Consider the following 22,712-nt stretch of genomic DNA (forward strand, 5'->3'; position numbering starts at 1 on the left):
CCGGCTTGTTCTCCAACTTGTGAACTCTAAGCTGAGCCTTTGGGGTTGTCCCCCGTCAAGACCTTGAGCCAGAGCAGGCTCAGATGAGCTCGACGGCGGCAGGCGTCCGGGTGCGGCCGGAAACGGACCGGAGCAGGCGCTCACGGCGACGCCTCCGGCCACCGGCTCAGGTGGTGAACATACAGGTCGGAGCGGGTACGGGCGGTGTCCACGAGGGCTGTGTCCCGGCCCTCGGCGGGACCTCGGACCGGTCGGGGCCGCGTCCGGTTCGTGCCGGGTTCGAGATGTCGCCGTGACACCGGCTCGGCCGTCCTGCGGGGCGGAGGGCTGCCGGCCCACGGGCCAGGTACGACGGAAAGGGCGGCCCCTGGTGCGGGGCCGCCCTCCGGGTGTCCGGGGCCGCTACTTCACCGCGCCGGCCGTGAGGCCGGCCACCACCTGCCGCTGGAAGATGATGTACGCGGCGAGGACGGGGAGCATCGCCATGACCAGACCGGCGAAGAGGCCCGACCAGTCACCCTTGTAGCCCTGGCTGACGGCGAGCTGGACCAGGCCCTGGGAGAGCACCTTCTTGTCCTGCTCGGTGTTGAGCACGGTGGGCAGCAGGTACTGGTTCCACTGGCCCAGGAAGTTGAAGATGCCCACGCTGATCAGGCCCGGCTTGGCCATCGGCAGCATCACCTGGAAGAAGGTCCGGGTGTGCGAGGCGCCGTCCATGAAGGCCGCTTCCGCCACCGAGGTCGGCAGCGTGCGGAAGAAGGCGGTGAGGAAGAAGACCGTGAACGGCAGCGAGTACGCGATGTAGACCAGGACGAGGCCGTGCAGCGTGTTGAGCAGGGCCATGTTCTGCAGCACGTAGAAGAGCGGCACGAGCGCCAGGATGATCGGGAAGCTCATTCCTCCGATGAAGAGGAAGTAGATGAAGCGGTTGCCCGGGAAGTCGAAGCGGGCCAGCACGTAGGCCGCCATCGAACCGAAGAGCAGCGTGCCGATCAGCGACCCGCCCACCACCAGAATGGTGTTCAGGAAGTAGTCGCTCATGTGCGCCTCGGTCCAGGCGCGCGACCAGTTCTCGAAGTGCAGCTTGTCGGGCAGCGCCCAGGGCGAGGTGAAGATCGCCCGGTCGGTCTTGAACGAGGTCATGACCGCCCACAGCAGCGGCATCACCACCATGATCGCCCAGATGATCAGGATGCCGTGGGAGAAGACGTTGAGGGTCGCGCCCTCCGCCTTCCTCTCCTTGCGGGTGACGGGAGGCGCGCTCTTCGTCACCTGCGTGGCGCCGGGCTCGGTCGGCTCCGGGAGCGCCGCGCCGGCGGGAGGGGTGTCGATGGCTTTCACCGGAGGTCACCTCGTGCTGTCGTGCCGGCCACCGCGACCGAGCTGATTTCCTGCTGGGGGTCCGGGAGCTGTCCCCCGGGAAGACACAGCATCAGTACTCCAGCCGCTCACGCCGGCCGAGCCGCATCACGACTGCCGCGAAGAGCAGCGTGACGACGAGCAGCGCGACACCGATCGTGGTCGCGTAGGCGGCCTGACCGTCGCGGAAGGCCTTCTGGTACACGTACAGCGGCATCACGATGGTGGAGTAGTCGGGTCCGCCGCCGTTGGGGCCGACCGTCATGATCTGGACCACCGCGAAGGACTCGGCGCCGAGCGCCAGGATGCCCATGTAGATCCAGCCGGACTGCACGGTGTCCCAGAGCAGCGGCAGGGTGATCTTGAAGAAGGTGGTGAACCGGTTGGCGCCGTCGAGCAGCGCCGCCTCGTAGAAGTCCTTCGGGATGGAGGCCATGCCCGCCGAGAAGAGGACGACGAAGAAGCCGACCGTGGACCAGACGAGGACGACCATCACACAGATGAGGGCCAGGTTCGGGTCGCCCAGCCAGTCGGGCTGGATGCTGCCGAGCCCCACCCCCTTGAGGACCGAGTTGATGGCTCCGCTGTTGGGGTTGTAGGCGAACTGGAAGAGCAGCGCCACGATCGCGATGGACAGCACCTGCGGGAAGAAGTACACGATCTTGTAGAAGGACGAACCGCGCACACCGGCGACGGCCGCTCCCCGGCGGCGCCGACCGCCGACATTGAGCATGAACGCGAAGAACAGCGCCAGACCGACGGTGACCAGCGGCAGGACGACCGCGAAGGTCAGGCTGTGCTGGAGCGATTTCCAGAAGACCTCGTCGTCGAGCATGCGGCTGTAGTTGTCGAATCCGACCATCCGGAATTCGGGGCTGAGACCGCTCCAGTCCGTGAACGAGTAGTAGATGGACTGGATGAAGGGCCAGATGACGAACAACGCGTACATGGCCAGGGGAACCGCCAGGAACCCCACGATGAAACGGTACTTGCCGTGTTGCATTCCTACCGACCCCGATCTTCCCGCGGAGTAGCCGCTGGTGCCGTGCGCGCGGTGAGCGCCGTACGCAAGGAGCCGGGGCCCGCTCCCGGTCGGCGGGAAGGGGCCCCGGCACAGCTCACTGGTGCTTGTAGTGCTTGATGGAGGAGTCCTTGGCCGCCTCGTCGGCGAACTTCTGGATCTTCTTGATCGTCTCGGCCGGGGTCGCCCGGCCGGCCATCATCTCGCCGATGCCGGCGACACCGATCTTCTCCTTCTGCAGCGCCACGTACCAGTCCTGCAGGCGCGGGTTGACCACGTTCTGTCCGGCCTTGTCGAGGGCCGCGACACCGGACTTCAGACCGGGCGTCAGCTCGATGCCGTCGGTGCCGCCGTTGAACGCGGTCAGCGACTTCACGGACTTGGTGAAGTTCTTCGAGGAGGCCTCGCTGAGCATGATGCGCAGCTGCTCCATGCCGCCCTCGGCGTTCTTCGCCTTGGCCGGGACGATGAAGGGCTCACCGCCGGAGGCCCAGATGGTGCCGAACGGCATCTTGTCGGAGGAGTCGATGCCGGTCGGGGCGGAGACCGCCAGGTTGAAGTCGGCCGGCATGGTCTTGGCCGCCTCGTTCTCCACCCAGGAGCCGTTCGGGATGAAGAGCGCCTTCCCCTCGGTCCAGGCCGTCTGCGACTGGATGTGGTCGAGGCCCGGGGTGCCCTGGAGGATGTAGCCCTTCCGCTGGAGCTCGTAGTACGCCTCGAAACAGGCCTTGACCGCGGGGTGCTCCCAGGCCTTCGGCTCCAGGTTGTCGATCGCGTCGAGGACCTCGCGGCCGCCGACCTTGCCGATCATCGGGTAGAGCGAGAAGGGGACGTAGTACGGGTGCTTGCCGGCGTACGTCCAGCCCGCGATGCCCTTCTTCTTGGCCTTCTCGCAGACGGCCAGCATCTCGTCCCAGGTCTCGGGGTACTTCGCGTCGAGCGAGTCCAGCAGCTTCTGGGAGTACCAGACGCCGTAGACCGTGTAGGCGTAGTAGAGGATCCAGACCGGGGCGCCGTCGAACTGGCCCATCTCCACGATGCCCGGGCGCAGGGTGTCGCGGACCTTCTTGCTCGGGTCGTCGACCGAGGCGGCGTCGAGCAGGGCGGTGAGGTCGGTCAGCTGCTTCTGGCCGACGAGGACGCCCATGTCCATCTGCTCGGCACCGGAGTTGTCGATGAGGTCCGGCGGGTTGCCGCCGTTGAACCGCGGCTGCAGCTCGGTGGTGATCTTCTGGGTGGCGGTGAACTTGACCTTGGCCTGCGGATAGGTGCTCTCGTAGACCTTCACCGCGTCCTTGGCGTACTGCTGGCCGAAGCCTCCGTCGAAGAGGACGAAGTCGAGCGGAGCCGACCCGTTGACGCCGAGCGGGTTCTTCTCGGTCTTGGTGCCCTTCTCGACCTTGTCGCCGCCGTCGGTGGTGCCGCCGCTGGCGCAGGCGGAAAGGAAGCTCATCGTCGGCACGGAGATCAGACCGAGAGCGGCGGAGCGCTTGATCAGATCGCGGCGGCCGAGGCCCTCGTCGTTGTGCGCGGAGGTGGATCCCATGCTCAAGTCCTCGCCTTCATTCAGGACTCAGGCGGTGTACCGGTCGCCCGTTTTCTGCTCGCCACAGGCGAAGGGCCCCGCCACCGCATTCGAATGCAGCTTGGGTCGTACACGTGCAGGCGTCGTGCCGTCGATCGCGTGGTACGACGGTCCGGACGCCGACAGGTATAGTCCACTTCCCTTCTCCTGAGCAAGATCGAAAGCAGGTTTGCGCGGCAGTCTTTCCCGAGTTGAGACCTCGCGGATTATGCAGGCGTATCTATGCCGTTTCATCCCCCGACTTGCCGTCAACACCCTTGACACCACCCCGCACTTGCCCCCCTACTGGAGCCTGCGTCTTCGGAATGACAACGTTGTCCAAATCCAGTGGCAGGAGCGGCGACACGGCATGGAGCCCAGAATTCGCACCCGATCACGGTCCCGGAACCCCCGCCTCAGAGCCGCCGCGCTGGTCGCGTCGACGGCATTGGTACTGAGCTCGGCGCCCTCGGCGGCACAGGCACTTCCCGGCCAAAGAGACATATCCTCCGGGGAGTTCACCACCTCCTTCGAACCGGACGAAACTCAGCCCACTTGGCGTAATGCGGTGGACGTCGGAGCGGACGGCGCCAAGCGTGCGTCGGGTGTCGACGGCGGCTTCGCCAGTGGAATACCGGGCAACGTCACCGACAAGGTGGTGGCACTGCGCGCCAGCGGCGAGAACGCCGGCTCGGGAGAGACCAAGGAGAACCTGGTCGACCTTCAGCCCTCCACGAAATGGCTGGTTTTCGAGCCCACCGCCTGGATCGAGTTCGACCTGGACGAGCCGGTCAAGGTGGTCACGTACGCGCTGACGTCGGCGAACGACGCGGCCGAGCGCGACCCCCGCGACTGGATGCTGAAGGGCTCGGCCGACGGCAAGGAGTGGAAGGCCCTCGACACCCGCGAGGGCCAGGGCTTCGCCAAGCGCTTCGAGACGAAGACGTACGACGTCGCCAACGACACGGCGTACGGCCACTACCGGCTCGAGTTCACGAAGAACGCCGGCGCGGGCCTCACCCAGCTGGCCGACGTTCAGTTCTCGAACGGGGACACCTCGACCCCCGTGCCCGAGGACATGCGCAGCCATGTCGACCGCGGTCCCGGCGGCTCGCCGACCGCCAAGGCGAACGCCGGCTTCACCGGCACCCGGGCCCTGCGCTACGCCGGCACGCACAAGCCGGACGGCAGGGCGTACTCGTACAACAAGATCTTCGACGTCGACACCCGGATCGCCCGGGACACCGAGCTGTCCTACCGGATCTTCCCGTCCCTCCCCGAGACGGACCTCAACTACCCGGCCACGAACGTGTCGGTGGACCTGGCCTTCACCGACGGCAGCTATCTGAGTGACCTCGGGGCCACCGACTCCCACGGCGGGCTCCTCTCTCCCCGGGGCCAGGGCGCGGCCAAGCGGCTCTACGTCAACCAGTGGAACCAGGTGACCGCGGGGATCGGCACGGTCGCGGCCGGCCGGACCGTCGACCGGATCCTGGTGGCGTACGACTCCCCCAAGGGCCCGGCGAAGTTCCAGGGCTGGATCGACGACATCGCGCTGAAGGCCCAGGCCCCGGAGAAGCGGCTCGACCGGCTCTCCGACTACGCCTCCACCACCCGGGGCACGAACTCCAGCGGCTCCTTCTCGCGCGGCAACACCTTCCCGGCGACCGCCGTCCCGCACGGCTTCAACTTCTGGACGCCGGTGACCAACGCGGCCTCCAAGAGCTGGCTGTACGAGTACGCGCGCGGCAACAACGCGGACAACCTGCCCACGGTGCAGGCGTTCGCCGCGAGCCATGAGCCGAGTCCCTGGATGGGCGACCGGCAGACCTTCCAGGTGATGCCGTCGGCCGCGGCCGGCGCTCCGGCGACGGACCGGGCCGGACGGGCGCTCGCCTTCCGGCACGAGAAGGAGACGGCCCGGCCGCACTACTACGGCGTCACCTTCGAGAACGGCCTGAAGGCCGAGATCACCCCGACCGACCACGCCGCGCTGATGCGCTTCACCTATCCGGGCGACGACGCGAGCGTCGTCCTCGACAACGTGACGGCGGAGGGTGGTCTGACCCTCGACCCGGCGAGCAGCTCCTTCACCGGCTTCTCCGACGTGAAGAGCGGTCTGTCGACGGGCGCCACCCGTATGTTCGTGTACGGCGTCTTCGACGCGCCGGTCACCTCCTCCACGGCCGAGGGAGTCAGGGGTCTGCTCCGCTTCGACGCGGGCGCGGACCGTACGGTCGGCCTGCGCATCGCGACCTCGCTGATCTCCGTCGACCAGGCGAAGGCGAACCTCGCGGACGAGGTGCCGGCGGGCAGCGGCTTCGAGAGCGTGAAGGAGCGGGCCCAGGACGCCTGGGACGAGATCCTCGGCCGGGTCGAGGTCGAGGGGGCCACGCACGACCAGCTGGTGACCCTCTACTCCAGCCTCTACCGGCTCTACCTCTACCCGAACTCCGGATTCGAGAAGGTCGGCTCGACGTACCGGTACGCCAGCCCGTTCTCCCCCATGACCGGCCCGGACACTCCCACCCGGACCGGGGCGAAGATCGTGGACGGGAAGGTGTACGTCAACAACGGCTTCTGGGACACCTATCGCACGACCTGGCCGGCCTACTCCTTCCTCACGCCCGGCAAGGCGGGCGAGCTAGTCGACGGGTTCGTGCAGCAGTACAAGGACGGCGGCTGGATCTCCCGCTGGTCCTCCCCCGGCTACGCCGACCTGATGACCGGCACCTCCTCGGACGTGGCGTTCGCCGACGCGTTCGTCAAGGGCGTGGACTTCGACGCGGAGGCGGCGTACGAAGCGGCGCTGAAGAACGCCACCGTCGTGGCGCCGAGCCGGGGCGTGGGCCGCAAGGGCATGGAGACCTCCCCCTTCCTCGGCTATGCGTCGACCGAGACCCACGAGGGTCTCTCCTGGTCGCTGGAGGGCTACCTCAACGACTACGGCATCGCGAGGATGGCTCAGGCGCTGCACGAGAAGACCGGAAAGAAGCGGTACAAGGAGGAGGCGGCGTACTTCCTCTCCCGCGCGCAGAGCTACGTCTCCCTCTTCGACCGGAAGGCCGGCTTCTTCCAGGGCCGTGACCTGAAGGGCGAGTGGCGGGTGCCCTCGGAGAGTTACGACCCGAGGATCTGGGGCCACGACTACACCGAGACCAACGGCTGGGGATACGCGTTCACCGCCCCGCAGGACTCGCGGGGACTCGCCGCGCTGTACGGCGGCCGCAGCGGTCTCGGCAAGAAGCTGGACACGTACTTCTCCACGCCGGAGACGGCGAGCCCGGAGTTCGTGGGCTCGTACGGCAGCGTCATCCACGAGATGACCGAGGCGCGTGACGTCCGGATGGGCATGTACGGCCATTCCAATCAGGTGGCCCACCACGTCCCGTACATGTACAACGCGGCCGGGCAGCCCTGGAAGACGCAGGAGAAGGTCCGCGAGGTGCTCTCCCGGCTCTACACGGGCAGCGAGATCGGGCAGGGGTACCACGGCGACGAGGACAACGGCGAGCAGTCGGCCTGGTACCTCTTCTCCGCGCTGGGCTTCTACCCGCTGGTGATGGGCAGCGGGGAGTACGCGATCGGCTCGCCGCTCTTCACCAAGGCGACGGTCCGGATGGACAACGGCCGCAAGCTCGTCGTGGAGGCCCCGCGCAACAGCGCGCGGAACATCTACGTCCAGGGCGTGAAGCTGAACGGCAAGGGCTGGAACTCCACCGCGCTGCCGCACGACCTGCTGGCACGCGGCGGCACGCTCTCGTTCGAGATGGGCTCGCAGCCCTCGGCCTGGGGCACGGGCGCGCAGGCGGGCCCGGTGTCGATCACCCCGGCCGGCAAGGCTCCGTCGCCCCGCACGGACGCCACCACGGGCACCGGCCCGCTCGTCGACAACACCTCGGCCACGTCGGCGGCCGTCACCTCGGTCGAGCTGCCGGTCGCGGAGAGGACACGGGCGGTGCAGTACACGCTGACGTCGTCGGCGGCGGAATCGGCGCCGACGGGCTGGGTGTTGCAGGGCTCGAAGGATGGACATAAATGGACGGACCTGGACAAGAGGTCAGGAGAGAGCTTCACTTGGGACCGCCAGACCCGCGCCTTCACGGTCCGGACGCCGGGCTCGTACACGACCTACCGTCTGGTGCTCGGTGCGGAGGCGCAGTTGGCGGAGGTGGAGCTGCTCCACTAACACCCGGCAAACAGGAGCTCCTTACCGAAACAGTTCTGTCACAAACGAATTGACCCGTGAAGATCCTGTGCGAGGATTCCTGGAAGTGAGTGGTCCGCCGCGCTCCTCGGGGCGCGGCGGGCCCATTTCCACCAAAAACGGGAGTAAATACGTGGCCAAGACTTCTGGCCTGAACACCACGGGCATCCTGTCCCGTGTCACGGTCGCGGCGATAACCGCGGCCCTCGTCGCCACCACCACGAGCGCGATGGCGGCCGACGCCCCGAAGGGTGCCGACCGCGCCCAGGCCGCGCCGTCCGCCTCCGCGTTCAACACGGAGGCCGCGGCCGACGCTCCGGTCAACGCGCTGTACGGCGTGAACAGCGGTGGCGACCTGTACGGCTACGTGCCCAACGGCGAGGGCGGCCTCGACAGCCGTATCCTCACCGGCTACGGCTGGAACTACGCCAAGCACATGACGCAGGCCGACCACGACGGCGACGGCAGCTCCGACGCCGTCTGGGCCGTCACCAACGGCAACCTGGAGCACCTGCCGTGGGGTGGGGACCCGGTCAAGATCGGCAGCGGCTGGGGCATCTACAACAAGGTCACCTCCGCGGGCAACCTCGGTGGCGCGGCTGCCGACGACCTGCTCGCGCGGGACACCTCGGGCAACCTGTACCTGTACCTGGGTTACGGCAACGGCAAGCTGACCGCGCGCAAGCTGGTCGGCAGCGGCTGGGGCCAGTACAACCAGATCACCGGCAAGGGCGACCTCACCGGTGACGGCAAGGCCGACCTCGTCGCGCGCGACGGCGCGGGCAACCTGTACCTGTACAAGGGCACGGGCAGCTCCACGGCCCCCTTCGCCGGCCGCATCAAGATCGGTGGCGGCTGGAACCTGTTCAACAACCTCGTCTCGGTCGGTGACATCGACTTCGACGGCATCACGGACCTCATCGCCCGTGACAGCGCCGGCGCGCTGTACCTGTACAAGGGCACCGGCAACGCCGCGGGCGTGTTCAAGCCGCGCGTGAAGATCGGCGCCAGCGGCTGGAACACCTACCGCCTGCTGTTCTGACCGACGTCCTCGACGTCCCACAGAACGGCGAACAGCGGAACGGGCCCCGCTCCTCTTCCGGGGAGCGGGGCCCCTTCGCTTCTGACGACCCCGAACACCACCGACACTGGAGACTGACGTGGCCAAGACTTCTGGCCTGAACACCACGGGCATCCTGTCCCGTGTCACGGTCGCGGCGATCACCGCGGCTCTGGTGGCGACGACCACGAGCGCGATGGCGGCCGACGCCCCGCAGCCCGCGGACAAGGCCGCCGCCGCGGCCACGAAGCCGGCGCAGGCGCCGAAGGCCGGTATCGCCTCCACGACCGCCGAGGCCGACTACCGCTGGCTGGGTGCCGTCACCGGCAACACCCTGTACTGGTACTCGCCGGACGGCACGGGCGGCTACGAGGCCCGCTCGTGGCAGACCGACACGTGGGGCGATGTCAAGCACGCCCAGCAGGCCGACAACGACGGTGACGGCGTCGCCGACGACATCTGGGTGTGGACCACCGACGGCAGCCTCGGCTACGCCGACGGCGACACGGACGACAGCGGCATCAACGTCGGCAGCGGCTGGAACATCTACAACAAGGTTCTCGTGCCGGGCAACCTCGGTGGCGCGGCCGCTCCGGACCTGATCGCTCGCGACACGTCCGGCAAGCTGTACATCTACCTCGGCTACGGCACCGGCAAGCTGACCGGCCGTACGCTGGTCGGCTCCGGCTGGGGTCAGTACACCCAGATCACCGGCGCCGGCGACCTGAGCGGTGACGGCAAGGCCGACATCGTCGCGCGCGACGGCTCGGGCACGCTGTGGCTGTACAAGGGCACCGGCGACCAGAAGGCCCCGTTCGCGGCCCGTACCAAGGTCGGTACCGGCTGGAACATGTTCAACAACCTCACGGCCGTGAGCGACCTGGACTTCGACGGGATCGCCGACATCGTCGCCCGCGACACGACCGGCAAGCTGTACCGCTACTCGGGCACCGGCAACGCCGCTGCCCCGTTCAAGTCCCGCGTGCTGATCGGCAACGCCGGCTGGAACACGTACCGCCTCATGTTCTGATCGACGCCCTCGGCGTCCGACGGACAGCAGACGAACGGGCCCCGCTCCTCCTTCGAGGAGCGGGGCCCGCTTCGCTTCGTCACCCGATGCGTCAGCCGCGGATCAGGTTGCGCAGCACGTACTGCATGATGCCGCCGTTGCGGTAGTAGTCGGCCTCACCGGGGGTGTCGATGCGGACGACCGCGTCGAACTCGACACCGGTGTCGGTGGTGACCTTGACCGTGCTCGGGGTCGTGCCCTCGTTCAGCTCGGTGATGCCCGCGATGGAGAAGGTCTCCTCGCCGGTCAGGCCGAGCGAGTCGGCCGACTGGCCGGCCGGGAACTGGAGCGGGAGGACGCCCATGCCGATGAGGTTCGAGCGGTGGATGCGCTCGTACGACTCGGTGATGACGGCCTTGACGCCGAGGAGGGCCGTGCCCTTGGCCGCCCAGTCGCGGGACGAACCGGAGCCGTACTCCTTGCCGCCCAGGATGACCAGCGGGGTGCCGGCGGCCTGGTAGTTCTGCGAGGCGTCGTAGATGAACGACACCGGCGCGTCGGCCTGGGTGAAGTCGCGGGTGAAGCCGCCCTCGGTGCCCGGCGCGATCTGGTTGCGCAGGCGGATGTTGGCGAACGTACCGCGGATCATGACCTCGTGGTTGCCTCGGCGCGAGCCGTAGGAGTTGAAGTCACGACGCTCCACACCGTGCTCGGTGAGGTACTTGCCGGCCGGGGTGTCGGCCTTGATGGCACCGGCCGGGGAGATGTGGTCGGTGGTGACCGAGTCGCCCAGCTTGGCCAGGACACGGGCGCCGGCGATGTCGGTGACCGGGGTGGTCTCCATCGTCATGCCCTCGAAGTACGGGGGCTTGCGCACGTAGGTGGACTCGGCGTCCCACTCGAAGGTGTTGCCGGTCGGGATCGACAGGGCCTGCCACTGGGCGTCGCCCGCGAAGACGTCCTGGTAGGACTTGTTGAACATGTCCTCGCCGATGGCGTTGGCGACGACGTCGTTGACCTCGGCCTCGGACGGCCAGATGTCCGCCAGGTAGACCGGCTTGCCCTCGGTGTCGGTGCCGAGCGCGTCCTTGGTGATGTCCACCTTCATGGAGCCCGCGAGGGCGTACGCGACGACCAGCGGCGGGGAGGCCAGGTAGTTCATCTTGACGTCGGGGTTGATACGGCCCTCGAAGTTCCGGTTGCCGGAGAGGACCGAGGTGACCGCGAGGTCGTGCTCGTTGACGGCCTTGGAGACCTCCTCCGGCAGCGGGCCGGAGTTGCCGATGCAGGTGGTGCAGCCGTAACCGACGAGGTTGAAGCCGACCTTGTCGAGGTACGGGGTGAGGCCCGCCTTGTCGAAGTAGTCGGTGACGACCTTCGAGCCCGGGGCGAGGGTGGTCTTGACCCACGGCTTGCGGGTCAGGCCCTTCTCCACGGCCTTCTTCGCGACGAGCGCGGCGGCGACCATGACGTACGGGTTCGAGGTGTTGGTGCAGGAGGTGATCGCGGCGACGGTGACGGCGCCGTGGTCGATCGTGTAGGTGGTGCCGTCGGGGGCGGTCACCTGGACCGGGTTCGTCGGGACACCGTTGCTGACGGCCGGGGCGTCGGAGGCCGGGAAGGACTCCTGGCCCGCCTCGTCGGCGGTGGTGACGTAGTTGCGCACGTCCTGCTTGAACTGCTCGGCGGCGTTCGCGAGGACGATGCGGTCCTGCGGGCGCTTCGGGCCGGCGATCGACGGGACGACCGTGGAGAGGTCGAGCTCCAGCTTCTCGGAGAAGTCGGGCTCGGCGGACGGGTCCAGCCAGAGGCCCTGCTCCTTGGCGTACGCCTCGACGAGCGCGACCTGCTGCTCGGAGCGGCCGGTGAGCTTGAGGTAGTTCAGGGTCTCGCCGTCGATCGGGAAGACCGCGGCGGTGGAGCCGAACTCGGGCGACATGTTGCCGATGGTGGCGCGGTTCGCGAGGGAGGTGGCGGCGACGCCCTCACCGTAGAACTCGACGAACTTGCCGACGACACCGTGCTTGCGCAGCATCTCGGTGATGGTCAGCACCAGGTCGGTGGCGGTGGTGCCGGCGGGCAGCTCGCCGGTCAGCTTGAAGCCGACGACGCGCGGGATCAGCATGGAGACCGGCTGGCCCAGCATCGCGGCCTCGGCCTCGATGCCGCCGACGCCCCAGCCCAGCACGCCGAGGCCGTTGACCATGGTGGTGTGCGAGTCGGTACCGACGAGGGTGTCGGGGTACGCCTGGCCGTTGCGGACCATGACGGTGCGGGCCAGGTGCTCGATGTTCACCTGGTGCACGATGCCGGTGCCCGGCGGGACGACCTTGAAGTCGTCGAAGGCGGTCTGGCCCCAGCGCAGGAACTGGTAGCGCTCCTTGTTGCGGCCGTACTCCAGCTCGACGTTCTGCGCGAACGCGTCGTTGGTGCCGAACTTGTCGGCGATGACGGAGTGGTCGATGACCATCTCGGCCGGGGAGAGCGGGTTGATCTTCGCCGGGTCACCGCCGAGGGCGGCGACGGCCTCACGCATGGTGGCGAGGTCGACGACGCAGGGCACTCCGGTGAAGTCCTGCATGATCACGCGCGCCGGCGTGAACTGGATCTCCTGGCTCGGCTGGGCCTGGGAGTCCCAGTCGCCGAGCGCCCGGATGTGGTCGGCGGTGATGTTCGCGCCGTCCTCGGTGCGGAGGAGGTTCTCCAGAAGAACCTTCAGGCTGTAGGGAAGGCGCGCGGAGCCCTCGACCTTGTCCAGCTTGAAGATCTCGTACGACTCGTCGCCCACGCGCAGCGTGCTGCGGGCGTCGAAGCTGTTCGCCGACACGACAGTCTCCTTCATCAATGTGCGCGTATTACCGCCATGCTGCCGCCACGACTCCTCGCCGATCCGCTAAGGTAAGGCTTAGTAAGGTAACCCTTACCGGGCGGGCGGCCGCGGTGCGCCGTAAGCAGTTATCTCGATGTCGAGATAACTCTAGTGCATCCCCGCCGCTCGGTCATGCCCGGCATGCCTGTGACGGCCCGCTCAATCGCGGCAGCCGGGCCGAGCGGGAGGCCCGGGCGCCACGGCACGTGCGGCGTGAGGCACCCGGGATCCCTGCGACGCGCGCCGTCAGCGGACGGCCAGCAGGCGGTGAGCGGACGGCCAGCGGGCGGTGAGCGGGCGGTCCGCAGACGGCCAGCGGGCGGTCAGCGTGTGGTCGGCAGGCGGTGAGCGGGTGGTCAGACGTGCCAGACGCCCGTCACCGCCGCCGTACGGACATAGTCGGCGAAGTCGCGCGGCTCGCGGCCGAGGGCGCGCTGGACACCGTCGGCGAGCCTGGCGAAGCGCTCCTCCCTGATCCAGCCGTAGAGCATGTTCAGCAGGGCGATGTGCTCCTGCGACACGCCGCGGCGCGCACCATGGACCGCGAACTCCTCCGGCGAGACGGCACGGTGGGCGATGTCCCGGCCGGTGGCGCGGGCGATCTCGCCGGCCACGGCGTCCATCGTGAGCAGGCGCGGCCCGGACAGGGAGTACGTCTGCCCGGCGTGACCGGCCTCGGTGAGGGCGGCCACGGCGACGTCGGCGATGTCCTCGGCGTCGACCCACGGCTCGGCGCCCGCTCCCGTCGACGTCACCACCTCGCCGTCGAGGATCTGCCCCTGGAAGAGCGGGTCCTCGCTGAAGTTCTGCGCGAACCAGGCCGGCTTCAGGATCGTCCACGCCGTGCCGGACTCCCGTACCGCGCCCTCGCAGGGCAGCTTCTCCTCTCCTTCCGGGGCCACCCAGTCGCTGTGGGAGAGCAGGACGAGGCGCTCGGCACCGCCGTCGGCGGCGAACTTCGCGAAGGCGCGCATCGAGATCGCGGCGTCCTCGCGCTGCGAGTCGACCAGATAGACCGCGCCGACGCCGGCGAGGGCGGGCTCCCAGGTGTTCTCGTCGGTCCAGTCGAAGCGGGTCGGCCCCTTCCGGGAGGCCGCGCGGACGTCGAGGCCGCGCCGGCGGAGACGGGAGAGGACGCGACGCCCGGTCTTGCCGGTGCCGCCGAGGACGAGGGTCGGTTTGGTGGTCACGTGAGAAGTCGTCATGAGAGACATCGAACGCCGAGCGCTTGAGGCAGGGAATGGCACGAGCGCTCAGTTCGATGTCTCAGCGTCTCAGAACGTCGGGGCGCCGCCACGCCCCGGCGTCTAGCCTTGCGCCATGGACGCGTTGGGAAGCCTGCTGTACGAGGTGAGATCCGACGGCGCGCTGTTCAGCCGGAACATTCTGGCGCCGCCGTGGTCGATCCGCTTCGCCGACCGGACCCAGCTCACCCTGGTCACGATGGTGCGTGGCGCGGGCTGGCTGCTCCCGGGCGGCGGCGAGCCGGCCGTCGCGCTCGGCCCGGGGGACGTGGCGGTCGTGGTCGGCTCGGAGCCGTTCTCCGTCACCGACGATCCCGGCGCCGGGACACCGCCGCTGTACGTGCTGGAAGGCCCCGACCGGTGCACGACGGCCGACGGCCGGGAGGTCCGTGAGGACATCGTGCTGGGACTGCGCACCTGCGGAAACGCGCTGGACGGCCCGACGGTGCTGCTCACCGGCAGCTACCACGTGGGCGGGCGCGTCTCCGAGCGGCTGCTGAGCGCGCTCCCCCGGGTGGTCACGGTCCGCCCCGACGGCGGGCCGGGCCCGATCCTGGACCTCACCGTGGCGGAGATCGGCCGGGACGACCCGGGACAGCAGGCCGTACTGGACCGGCTCCTGGACCTGTTGCTGCTGTCCACGCTGCGCGAGTGGTTCGCCCGCCCGGAGGGCGATCCGCCGGGCTGGTACCGCGCGCTCGGCGACCCGGTGGCGGGCCGGGCGCTGCGGTTGATGCACGACCGCCCGGCGCGGCCGTGGACCGTGGCGGCGCTCGCCGAGGAGACGGGGGTGTCGCGGGCGACGCTCGCGCGCCGCTTCACCGAGCTGGTCGGCGAACCGCCCATGGCGTATCTGACCGGCTGGCGGCTCGCGCTGGCGGCCGATCTGCTGGCACGTACCGATGCCACCGTGGAGTCGATCGCCCGACAGGTCGGCTACCGCAGCGCGTTCGGACTGAGCGTCGCCTTCCACCGCGTGTACGGGACCCGCCCGAGCCACCACCGCGCGGCGGCCACGGCCGGCGCGGCCTGAGCCCGCCCCTCCTCCCCTTCCTCCCCCTCCCCCCGTACGGGCGCGGAGCGATTGCCGCGGCCGTACGGCGGGACGAGGATCGGAACATGTTCAGCGGCGCGCATGTGATCCTCTACAGCACCGACGCGGACGCCGACCGGGCGTTCCTGAAGGACGTGCTGGGGTTTGACCATGTGGACGCGGGTCATGGCTGGCTCATCTTCAAGCTGCCGCCGGCGGAGGTCGCTGTCCATCCCACGCAGGGCGCGCCGAAGCACGAGTTCTATCTGATGTGCGACGACATCGCCCGGACGCTCGCCACACTGCGGGACCGCGGGGTCGAGGCGTCGGAGCCCAGTGACCAGGGGTGGGGGCTGCTGGCCACCCTGCGCTTGCCGAGTGGGTCCGAACTGTCCCTGTATGAACCGCGGCACCCGACTGCTCACGGTTCGTCACCCTGATGGCCTACCCCGGCGCAGGCTCCATCTCATATCTGAGATAACGTGACGCGCATGGCAGACGACTACCTCGTACGCATCGGCAAGCTCATCCGTGACGCCCGTCAGCACCGGGGCTGGACACAGACGCAGCTCGCCGAAGCCCTGGCCACCAGCCAGAGCGCCGTGAACCGGATCGAACGTGGCAACCAGAACATCAGTCTTGAGATGATCGCCCGCATCGGCGAAGCGCTCGACAGCGAGATCGTGTCCCTGGGTTACGCCGGCCCCATGCATCTGCGGGTCGTCGGCCGCCGCCGGCTCTCCGGGTCCATCGACGTCAAGACGAGCAAGAACGCGTGTGTCGCGCTGCTCTGCGCCTCGCTCCTCAACAAGGGCCGCACGGTCCTGCGCCGCGTCGCCCGCATCGAGGAGGTCTTCCGGCTCCTGGAGGTCCTCAACTCCATCGGGGTGCGCACCCGTTGGATCAACGACGGCGTCGACCTGGAGATCGTGCCGCCGGCCGAGCTGGACATGGACTCGATCGACGCCGAGGCGGCGATCCGCACCCGCTCGATCATCATGTTCCTCGGCCCGCTGCTGCACCGCCTCGACCGCTTCAAGCTGCCGTACGCGGGCGGCTGCGACCTCGGCACGCGGACGATCGAGCCGCACATGATCGCGCTGCGCCGCTTCGGCCTGGACATCACGGCCACCGAGGGCCTCTACCACGCGCAGGTCGAGTCCTCCGTCGTCCCGGACCGCCCGATCGTACTGACCGAGCGCGGCGACACCGTGACGGAGAACGCGCTGCTCGCCGCGGCCCGCCACGACGGCGTGACCGTCATCCGCAACGCCTCGTCCAACTACATGGTCCAGGACCTCTGCTTCTTCCTGGAGGCGCTGGGCGTACGGGTGGACGGCATCGGCACGACGACGCTGACCGTGCACGGCGTCCCGCAGATCGACGTGGACGTGGACTACTCCCCCTCGGAGGACCCGGTCGAGGCGATGAGCCTGCTGGCCGCGGCCGTCGTCACCGAGTCGGAGCTGACGATCCGCCGGGTCCCGATCGAGTTCATGGAGATCGAGCTCGCCGTCCTGGAGGAGATGGGCCTCGACCACGACCGCTCGCCGGAGTACGCGGCGGACAACGGCCGCACGCGCCTGGTCGACCTGACGGTCCGCCCCTCCAAGCTGGAGGCGCCGATCGACAAGATCCACCCGATGCCGTTCCCGGGCCTGAACATCGACAACGTGCCGTTCTTCGCGGCGATCGCGGCGACGGCCCAGGGCAAGACGCTGATCCACGACTGGGTCTACGACAACCGCGCCATCTACCTCACGGACCTCAACCGCCTGGGCGGCCGCCTCCAACTCCTGGACCCCCACCGCGTCCTGGTCGAGGGCCCGACCCGCTGGCGCGCGGCCGAGATGATGTGCCCCCCGGCCCTGCGCCCGGCGGTCGTGGTCCTCCTGGCGATGATGGCGGCCGAGGGCACGTCGGTCCTCCGGAACGTCTACGTCATCAACCGCGGCTACGAGGAACTGGCGGAACGCCTGAACTCGGTGGGCGCGCAGATCGAGATCTTCCGGGACATCTGAGGACGAAATCCCTTCCGTGGCGTGGTCCGTGGAAGGGGCGTTCCTGCCGGGGGGGGGGGCGGGGCGCTGGGGTGCCCGGTCTGGCCCGGGGCCCCGGGGCTGGCCCGAAGGCCCCGGGGCTAGTTCGGCGTCGACGGGTGGCTGCGGAGTTTTTTGCGGAGCGTGCGGGTTTCCGGGTGCTTCGGGCCCAGGGCCGCGTCCAGGATGGCGAAGCTGTCGTCGTACCACTGGCGGGCGCCCTCGGGGCCCTCGGCGAGGAGGGCCACGTCGCCGAGGCGTTCGCAGAGGAGGCTCAGGGCGCGCTGGCTCGACAGGTCGCGGGGGTCGTCGCCGAGGAGGGTGCGGCGGATCGTCAGCGCCTCGTCGTAGTGGGTGCGGGCGGCTTCCAGTTCGCGGCGGAGCAGGGCCAGGTCGCCGAGTCGCTCGTGCTGGACGCCCAGGTCGCGGCGGGCCTCGGGGTCGTCGGGGGTCTCGGCCGCCAGGTCACGGCGTACGGCCAGGGCGCGGGCGTACCACTCGGCCGCCTCGTCCGGTTCGCCGCGGCCCTTCGCCAGCAGCCCGAGCCGTTCCTGGATCACGCCGCGTTCGCGCCGGTCCCCGCGGTGGTGCGGCTCGGTCCCGGTCAGGCGTTCCGCGTACGACAGTGCCGATGCGTACCGCTCCGCGGCGGTCTCGGCGGCGCCCGCGGCCGCCGCGGCCTCGCCCAGCTTGAACTCGCCGCGTCTCAGGTCCCGCAGCAGCCGGGGGTCGCCCGGTCTCTCGTCGTGCAGCCGCGTGACGATCTCCAGGCTCTCCTCGTACGCCTGCGCGGCCTGGTCGAGGTGGTCCGCGTCCATCCAGAAGTCGCCGTACTTGGTGAACGAGTCGGCCAGGTCCCTGCGGGTGGCGGTGTCGGGGAACTGTTCGGCGAGGCGGATGGCGTCCGCCAGCATGCGCTCGTAGTGGCGCCGGGCCTCGCGGTGCCTGCCCCGCCGTACGGCCTGATCACCGGCCTGTTCCGCGGAAGTACAGCTCTCGACGATCCCCTGCCGAACCCGGACCGCGTCCCATCTCGTCATCGAACCCCCACACGTGCACGGCCCGGCCGTTCACGGCGGGAAACCAGCTGACCGGATCACTATCCCCGGCCGGACACCTCTGGAGGCGCCGGGCGACGAAGCTTCCGCCAGAGTTCACCCAACGGTCGGCGAGCGCGTCACGTGCGGGTCCGGACGGGCGCCCGGCGCGGGCTGCCCGTCCGGACCTGCCCGGTCACTTCAGGGCGGCGAGAGCGGCCTCGTAGTCGGGCTCGGTGGCGATCTCGCCCACGAGCTCCGAGTGGAGCACCTCGTTGTTCTCGTCCAGCACGACGACGGCGCGGGCGGTCAGGCCGGCCAGCGGGCCGTCCGTGATCTCGACGCCGTAGTTGGTGTGGAACTCCCGGCCGCGCAGGGTCGAGAGCGTCTTCACGTTCTCCAGCCCCTCGGCACCGCAGAAGCGGGCCTGCGCGAAGGGAAGGTCCGCCGAGATGCACAGCACGACGGTGTTCTCCAGGTCGGCCGCCTTCTCGTTGAACGTACGGACGGAGGCGGCGCAGACGCCGGTGTCGACGCTCGGGAAGATGTTCAGCACCTTGCGCTGTCCGGCGAACTGCTCCAGGGAGCTGTCCGTCAGCTCCTTGGCGACGAGCGAGAAGGCCGGGGCGACAGTGCCGGGGGCGGGCAGCACGCCGTTGACCTGCACCGGGTTGCCCTTGAACGCGATCTGGGCCATGGGGTTTCTCCCTGGGTAGTGATACCGACAACGTGATCGATCGTACGTTGCGCGGTCACCCGCCCAGTCGGTCACTCGCCCAGGGAGCGTGGGGCGGTCGGGGCTTGTGCGGCGGTCGGCCGGCGTCAGCCGGCGCCCGGCGGGGGCATCCCGCCCTTGAGGCGGTCGATGTCCGACTGGCGCACCTGGATCACGAAGAGGGCGATGAAGAACGCCACGATGGCGAACGCCGCCGCCGTGATGAAGCCGGACGAGACGCCGGACGTCAGGACCTGGTCGGCGTACGGCGGTGGCAGCTGCCCCGTCCTGGCGAACTCCGCCTTCTCCAAGGGGCCCGCCTGGGACAGGAACACGGGTATCTGCTCCTGCGCCTCGTTGCGGCTGGCCGTGCCGAAGACGGTCACCAGGATGGAGAGGCCGAGCGAACCGCCCACCTGCTGCGTGGCGTTGAGCAGTCCGGACGCGGCGCCCGCCTCCCGCGGCTCGACGTTGGACAGCGCCATGATGGTCAGCGAGACGAACATCAGGCCCATGCCCAGGCCGAAGACCAGGATCGGCCCCAGGATGCTGCCCAGATAGGTCGAGTCGACGTCGGTCAGGGTCAGCCAGGACAGGCCGGCCGCCGACAGCAGCGAGCCGATGACCATGAAGGGTTTGGGCCCGAACTTGGGCAGCATCTGGGAGGCGATCCCCGCTCCGACCGCGATGATCGCGCTGACGGGCAGGAAGGCGAGCCCGGTCTTCAACGGACTGAAGTGCAGCACGTCCTGCACCCAGAGCGTCAGGAAGAAGAACATCCCGAAGATCGCCGCGGCCAGGCAGAGCATGATCGCGTACGTGCCCGCCCGGTTGCGGTCGGCGAACATGTGCAGCGGGGTGATCGGCTGCCTGGAGCGCCGCTCCACCAGGATGAACAGGAGCAGCAGGACGACCGCCGCGCCAAACGAGGCGAGCGTCCACGGGTCGCGCCAGCCTTCCTGGGACGCGCGGATGAACCCGTACACCAGCGCCACCATGCCGAGGGTGGAGGTGAACGCACCGGTGAAGTCGAAGTGACCCGGGTGCCGCTCGGACTCCTTGATGTGGCGGGGCGTGAGGAACACGATCAGCAGCGCGATGGGCACGTTGACGAAGAAGATCCAGCGCCAGTCGAGCCACTCGACGAGCAGTCCGCCGGCGACGAGCCCGATCGCACCGCCGCCCGCTGAGACCGCCGCGAACACGCCGAAGGCCCGGTTGCGTTCCGGACCTTCGTCGAAGTTCGTGGTGATCAGGGACAGCGAGGTCGGGGAGGCGATGGCTCCGCCGACGCCCTGGAGGGCACGGGCGGCGAGGAGTTGCCAGTCGTTCTGGGCCAGTCCGCAGAGCAGCGAGGCGAATCCGAAGAGCAGGATGCCGAACATGAAGACGCGGCGGCGGCCGAGAATGTCACCGGCACGCCCGCCGAGGAGCAGCAGTCCGCCGAAGGTCAGCGTGTAGGCGTTGACCACCCAGGACAGGCTGGTCGTCGAGAAGTCCAGCGAACTCTGGATGTGTGGCAGCGCGATGTTGACGATCGTGATGTCGAGAACGACCATCAGCTGACACGAGGCGATGACGAAGAGGGCGATGCCCTTGCCGTCGCCCTTGTGCTTCTCAGCCGTGGTCCCCGCTGGGGTTGTCGGCTTGGGTGTACTCATGGCGCGTCGCGTCCTCGCTCTCTGAGGAGGCGTGGGCCGGTCAGTCCACCTTTCGACATTAAGCCCGGGTTCGGCGACTCTCCAGTTGATCAAGCGGGGCCGGTCACTCCAGGACGGCGAGTCCGTCCAGTTCGACGTGTGCCTGCTCGTCCCAGAGCCGTACGACTCCGATGACGGCCATCGCCGGGTAGTCGCGCCCGGCCAACCGCCGCCAGATCCTGCCCAGTTCGTGGGCGTGACGGCGGTAGTCGGCGATGTCGGTGGCGTAGACGGTGACGCGCGCGAGGTCGGCGGGGGAACCGCCCGCGTGCCGGAGGGCGGTGAGGAGGTTGGCGAGGGCCGTCTCGAACTGCTCGGGCAGGGACTCCCCCACGACCTTGCCGTCACGGTCGAGGCTGGTCTGCCCGGCGAGGAGGACGAGCCGCGAGCCGGTCGCGGTCACGGCGTGGGAGAAGCCGGTGGGCGGGGAGAGTTCGGCGGGGTTGTGCCGGTGCAGGCTCATGACGTGGCCTCCTGGGACGGCGTGGAAGGCGTCTCGACAAGCTTCTCGTACGGGAGGGTCGCAGGCCGGTCCGGAGGCTGGTCCGGGGCCCGTGACGGGGCCCGCGAAGGGGTCTGCGACGGGGCTAGTGACGGGGTCGGCGGAGGGGTCGGCGACGGCGCTTGCTCCGCCGTCCGCGACCGCGTCTGTTCCGCCGCCCGTCGTGCCTCCGCCCTGTACAGCTCCTTCGCGATGATCGTGCGCTGGACCTCGGTGGCGCCTTCGTAGATGCGGGGGGCACGCACCTCCCGGTAGAGGTGCTCGAGGAGGTGGCCGCGCTGCAGTGCGCGGGCGCCGTGGAGCTGTACGGCGGCGTCGACGACGTACTGCGCGGTCTCGGTGGCGAGCAGCTTCGCCATCGCCGCGCGGCGCGGCACGTCGTCCGCTCCCGCGTCGTACGCGGCCGCCGCCGCGTAGACGAGGAGGCGCGCGGCCTCGGTACGGGTGGCCATCTCGGCGACCTGGTGGGCGACGGCCTGGAGGTCGCCGAGTACGCCGCCGAAGGCCGGGCGGGCGGCGGTGTGCGTGAGCGTGGCGTCCAGGGCGGCCTGGGCCATGCCGACGGCGAAGGCGCCGACGCTGGGCCGGAAGCGGTTGAGGGTGGTCATCGCCACCCGGAAACCGCGGTCGGGCTCGCCGAGGACGTCGGCGGGGCCGACGGGGACCCCGTCGAAGACGAGGGTGCCGATGGCGTGCGGGGCGAGCATGTCGAGGGGGCTGCCGGTGAGTCCCGGCCGGTCGGCGGGGACGAGGAAGGCCGTGACGCCGCGGGCGCCGGCGCCCGGGATCGTACGGGCGAAGACGGTGGCGAAGTCGGCCTCGGGGGCGTTGGAGATCCACCGCTTCTCGCCGTGCAGGCGCCAGCCGCCCGCGCCGTCCGGGCGGGCTTCCAGGGCGAGGGCGGCGGCGTCCGAGCCGGCGTCGGGCTCGCTGAGCGCGAAGGCCGCGACGGCGCGTCCCGCGACGATCTCGGGGAGCCAGCGGTCGCGCTGTCCGGGGGTGCCGAAGGCTGCGACGGGGTGGCCGCCGAGGCCCTGGAGGGCGAGGGCGGTCTCGGCCTCCGTACACGTGTGGGCGAGGGACTCGCGGAGCAGGCAGAGGTCCAGGGCGCCCGCGTCGAAGAGCCCGGCCAGCAGGCCGAGCTCGCCGAGTGCGGCGACCAGGGGGCGGTTGACGCGGCCCGGCTCGCCCTTCTCGGCGAGTGGCCGCAGCCGCTCGGCCGCGAGGGCGCGGAGCTCCGCGCAGCGGGCGGTCTGCTGTGGATCGAGTGAGAATACGGACATTCGGACCCCTGTCCCGTTCGCCGACATCACTTCTATCGCGCACCGTTGACTGTCGTCACCATCACGATAC

16 protein-coding genes are annotated in these 22,712 nt (G+C 69.4%); 6 read left to right on the forward strand and 10 right to left on the reverse strand.

Going from position 1 to position 22,712, the window contains the following annotated elements:
• Positions 1-402: 402 nt before the first annotated feature.
• The 3 genes from ACFVGW_RS24790 to ngcE form a co-directional block, all read right to left on the reverse strand.
• Positions 403-1,341 carry a carbohydrate ABC transporter permease gene (locus tag ACFVGW_RS24790; RefSeq protein ID WP_385853513.1) on the reverse strand — a complete coding sequence of 313 codons (939 nt, stop codon included), beginning with the start codon at positions 1,339-1,341 and terminating at the stop codon, positions 403-405.
• Between the two features lie 91 nt (positions 1,342-1,432).
• Entirely contained in the window at positions 1,433-2,362 is a 930-nt protein-coding gene (locus tag ACFVGW_RS24795) for a sugar ABC transporter permease (RefSeq protein WP_352186952.1), read from the reverse strand.
• Between the two features lie 115 nt (positions 2,363-2,477).
• Positions 2,478-3,926 carry an N-acetylglucosamine/diacetylchitobiose ABC transporter substrate-binding protein gene (gene ngcE / locus ACFVGW_RS24800; RefSeq protein WP_352186953.1) on the reverse strand — a complete coding sequence of 483 codons (1,449 nt, stop codon included), beginning with the start codon at positions 3,924-3,926 and terminating at the stop codon, positions 2,478-2,480.
• Positions 3,927-4,314: 388 nt separating this feature from the next.
• Between ngcE and ACFVGW_RS24805 the strand changes: the two genes are divergently transcribed.
• The 3 genes from ACFVGW_RS24805 to ACFVGW_RS24815 all read left to right on the forward strand — a co-directional run bounded on the left by ACFVGW_RS24805 (position 4,315) and on the right by ACFVGW_RS24815 (position 10,241).
• Positions 4,315-8,133 carry a GH92 family glycosyl hydrolase gene (locus tag ACFVGW_RS24805; protein ID WP_385853514.1) on the forward strand — a complete coding sequence of 1,273 codons (3,819 nt, stop codon included), beginning with the start codon at positions 4,315-4,317 and terminating at the stop codon, positions 8,131-8,133.
• Between the two features lie 151 nt (positions 8,134-8,284).
• Entirely contained in the window at positions 8,285-9,193 is a 909-nt protein-coding gene (locus ACFVGW_RS24810) for an FG-GAP repeat domain-containing protein (protein ID WP_385853515.1), read from the forward strand.
• Between the two features lie 118 nt (positions 9,194-9,311).
• Positions 9,312-10,241, forward strand: a complete 930-nt coding sequence (locus ACFVGW_RS24815) for an FG-GAP repeat domain-containing protein (protein ID WP_385853516.1) — start codon at positions 9,312-9,314, stop codon at positions 10,239-10,241.
• Between the two features lie 91 nt (positions 10,242-10,332).
• Here ACFVGW_RS24815 and acnA read toward each other — a convergent pair whose 3' ends face one another.
• Together acnA and ACFVGW_RS24825 are read right to left on the reverse strand one after the other, a co-directional pair.
• Positions 10,333-13,047 (reverse strand): aconitate hydratase AcnA, encoded by a 2,715-nt coding sequence (acnA, locus tag ACFVGW_RS24820; RefSeq protein WP_385853517.1) that lies wholly within the window; start codon positions 13,045-13,047, stop codon positions 10,333-10,335.
• A 398-nt stretch (positions 13,048-13,445) separates the two neighbouring features.
• Positions 13,446-14,294: an NAD(P)H-binding protein gene (locus ACFVGW_RS24825; protein WP_385853518.1), complete on the reverse strand. Its 849-nt coding sequence runs from the start codon at positions 14,292-14,294 to the stop codon at positions 13,446-13,448.
• 115 nt (positions 14,295-14,409) lie between these two features.
• On the opposite strand from ACFVGW_RS24825, the gene ACFVGW_RS24830 reads away from it, so the two are divergent.
• The 3 genes from ACFVGW_RS24830 (at position 14,410) to ACFVGW_RS24840 (ending at position 17,387) form a co-directional block, all read left to right on the forward strand.
• The gene (locus tag ACFVGW_RS24830) at positions 14,410-15,366 is read left to right on the forward strand and encodes a cupin domain-containing protein (protein WP_385853519.1); all 957 of its coding nucleotides are present in this window, start codon (positions 14,410-14,412) and stop codon (positions 15,364-15,366) included.
• Positions 15,367-15,452: 86 nt separating this feature from the next.
• Positions 15,453-15,806, forward strand: coding sequence for a VOC family protein (locus tag ACFVGW_RS24835; protein ID WP_385853520.1), 354 nt, complete (start codon positions 15,453-15,455; stop codon positions 15,804-15,806).
• 51 nt (positions 15,807-15,857) lie between these two features.
• A complete protein-coding gene (locus ACFVGW_RS24840) occupies positions 15,858-17,387 on the forward strand; it encodes a UDP-N-acetylglucosamine 1-carboxyvinyltransferase (RefSeq protein WP_352190673.1) in 1,530 nt (509 codons plus the stop codon).
• 119 nt (positions 17,388-17,506) lie between these two features.
• On the opposite strand, the gene ACFVGW_RS24845 is transcribed toward ACFVGW_RS24840, so the two are convergent.
• The 5 genes from ACFVGW_RS24845 to ACFVGW_RS24865 all read right to left on the reverse strand — a co-directional run bounded on the left by ACFVGW_RS24845 (position 17,507) and on the right by ACFVGW_RS24865 (position 22,642).
• Complete coding sequence (locus ACFVGW_RS24845; protein WP_385853521.1) at positions 17,507-18,319, reverse strand: tetratricopeptide repeat protein; 813 nt, start codon at positions 18,317-18,319, stop codon at positions 17,507-17,509.
• 319 nt (positions 18,320-18,638) lie between these two features.
• The gene (gene tpx / locus ACFVGW_RS24850) at positions 18,639-19,139 is read right to left on the reverse strand and encodes a thiol peroxidase (RefSeq protein WP_352190677.1); all 501 of its coding nucleotides are present in this window, start codon (positions 19,137-19,139) and stop codon (positions 18,639-18,641) included.
• A 125-nt stretch (positions 19,140-19,264) separates the two neighbouring features.
• Positions 19,265-20,818: an MFS transporter gene (locus ACFVGW_RS24855; protein ID WP_383227664.1), complete on the reverse strand. Its 1,554-nt coding sequence runs from the start codon at positions 20,816-20,818 to the stop codon at positions 19,265-19,267.
• Between the two features lie 103 nt (positions 20,819-20,921).
• A complete protein-coding gene (locus ACFVGW_RS24860) occupies positions 20,922-21,320 on the reverse strand; it encodes a RidA family protein (protein WP_352190679.1) in 399 nt (132 codons plus the stop codon).
• Positions 21,317-22,642, reverse strand: coding sequence for an acyl-CoA dehydrogenase family protein (locus tag ACFVGW_RS24865; RefSeq protein ID WP_385853522.1), 1,326 nt, complete (start codon positions 22,640-22,642; stop codon positions 21,317-21,319). The genes ACFVGW_RS24860 and ACFVGW_RS24865 overlap by 4 nt, the downstream gene beginning before the upstream one ends.
• Between the last annotated feature and the right edge of the window lie 70 nt (positions 22,643-22,712).

This window comes from Streptomyces sp. NPDC127129 (genome assembly GCF_042671585.1).
Taxonomy (GTDB): domain Bacteria; phylum Actinomycetota; class Actinomycetes; order Streptomycetales; family Streptomycetaceae; genus Streptomyces.